The sequence below is a fragment of the Streptomyces sp. NRRL B-24572 genome, assembly GCF_002156145.1.
In the GTDB taxonomy this organism is placed as follows: domain Bacteria; phylum Actinomycetota; class Actinomycetes; order Streptomycetales; family Streptomycetaceae; genus Streptomyces; species Streptomyces vietnamensis.
In genome coordinates this window covers 1-2,123 of record NZ_MWIG01000711.1, presented here as the reverse complement: position 1 = coordinate 2,123, position 2,123 = coordinate 1, and the positions used below count along the sequence as shown (strand labels likewise).

At 75.8% G+C, this 2,123-nt stretch carries 1 protein-coding gene and 1 pseudogene; one reads left to right on the top strand and one right to left on the bottom strand.

What is annotated here, in order from left to right:
- Window positions 1-1,850, top strand: a 1,850-nt coding sequence (locus tag CCN56_RS34195) for a helix-turn-helix domain-containing protein (protein WP_086831709.1), incomplete at its 5' end; no start/stop codon positions are given.
- Between the two features lie 3 nt (window positions 1,851-1,853).
- On the opposite strand, the pseudogene CCN56_RS34190 reads toward CCN56_RS34195, so the two are convergent.
- Window positions 1,854-2,123, bottom strand: a pseudogene (locus tag CCN56_RS34190) (transposase); the annotation flags it as partial.

Sequence of the window (2,123 nt, the reverse complement as noted above, 5' to 3'; positions counted from 1 at the left end):
ACCTCGCCGGCGAGGTCCACACCGCACGCGCCCGCGACGCCCGCCGCGAGGCCGGACTCGCCACCCTCGGCGACACCGCCCGCGACCTCACCCTCTCCTACGACCTCGACAGCCTGCTGCGCGTCATCACCCGCCGCGCCCGCCGGCTCCTCGACCTCGACCTCGCGTACGTGACCCTGCGCGGCCCGCACGGCGCCTGCTACGTCCACACCACCGAAGGCACCCGCACCGCGCCGGGCCCCGGACCACGCCTCGCCCCCGGACTCCGGATCGCCGAGGGGTACGGGCTCGGCGGCGCCGTCCAGCTCCACGGCGAGCCCGTCTGGACCGCCGACTACCTCGCCGACGAACGCTTCGCCCCCTCCGGCTCCCTCGACGCCGGCGTCCACGCCCCCGACTTCGACGAGGCCGCCGAATCCGCCCTGCGCGCCGAGGGACTCCACGCGATCGTGGCCGCCCCGCTGCGCAGCGGGGACACCGTCATCGGCGCCCTCCACGGCGCGGACCGGCGCGTCCGGCACCACACGGCCGAGGAGATCGGGCTCCTCGCCGCACTCGCCGACCTCGCCGCCCTCGCCGTCGAGAAGGCCGGCCTCCTCGACCGCACCCGCGCCGAGGTCTCCGAACTGGAACGGGACAGCGCCCGGGTACGCACCCGGCTCACCCGGATGCGGCACGTCAGCGAGGCCCACGGCCGCATCATGAACCTCGTCCTCGCCGGCGGCGACCTGTGCAACGTCGCCAAGGCGGCCGCCGACGCCCTCGACGCGACCGTGCTGATCCGCGACCCCGGCGGCCGCACCCTCGCCACCGCCGGAGACATCCCCGGCCTCGACGAGGAGGCCGTCGCCAAGGCCTCCCTCGACGCCCACGCCCGGCGCCGCCCCGTCCTCGCCGACGACGACACCTGGGTCGCGCCGGTCATCGCGGGCTCCGAGGACCTCGGCGGCCTCGTCATCCGCGCCGCCGGCGGACTCACCGGCGAGGACGAACGCCTCCTCGAACTCGCCGCGCAGACCGTCGCCTTCCTCCTCCTGATGCGCCGCTCCACCGCCGTCGCCGAAGGACCCGTCCGCGACGAGCTCCTCGACGACCTCATCGCCGACCCGCCGCACGCCCCGCAGCAGATCGCCCAGCGCGCCCGCCGCCTCGGCGTCGACCTGCGCCGGCCGCACGTCCTCGTGATCGCCCGGCCCGAGGGCGGCGAGCAGGGCAGGGCGGTGGTGTGGGCGTCCTCGTACGCGTACCGCCTCTCCGGCCTGAAGACCGTGCAGGGCGGCTGCATCGTGCTGCTGCTCCCCGGCATCGACGCCTCGGCCGCCGCCAAGGCCGTCGCCGCCGAACTGTCCCCGCTGCTCGGGCACCCCGTCTCCGTCGCCGCCGCAGGGCCCGCCCAGAGCCCGGACGGCATCGGGCGGATCCACCAGGAGGCCCACCGCTGCCTGGACGCGATGAGCGCCCTCGGCGGCACCGGCTCCGCCGCCTCCGTGCAGGACCTGGGCTTCCTCGGGCTGCTGCTCTCCGACGACAACGACGTCGACGGCTTCGTCGAGGCGGCGATCGGACCCGTACTGGACTACGACGCCGAGCGGTTCACCGACCTCACCCACACCCTGGAGGCGTACTTCGCCTCCGGCGGCAGCCCCACGAACGCGGCCGAGGCGCTCCACGTCCACCCCAACACGGTCTCCCGCCGCCTGGAACGGATCGGCGAACTCCTCGGCCCCGAATGGCAGAAGCCCGGCCAGGTCCTGGAGGTCCAGCTGGCGCTGCGCCTCCAGCGCACCCGGGAGGTCCTGACCCGCGGCCGCGCGACGACGGACCCGGGCGCCCGACAGCCGGGGCCGTAGCCGTCAGCTCGCCGAGCGGCCCGAGGCGTAGCCCGTGTCGTACGCCGCGTCCCAGCCGCCGGCCATGACCGTCGCCGCGTGGGCCGCCGAGGCCAGCGTGATGTGACGGTGCCAGCCGCGGAACGAACGGCCCACGAAGTCCCGCAGCCCCGCCCCCTCGCCGACCTCCGCGAAGTCCCGCTCCACCCGGCGGCCGAGCTTCGTGATCCGCACCAGCGAACCCACCGGGGAGTTCGTCAGATCACTGATCCACACCCGCGCCGGAGCCCGGCG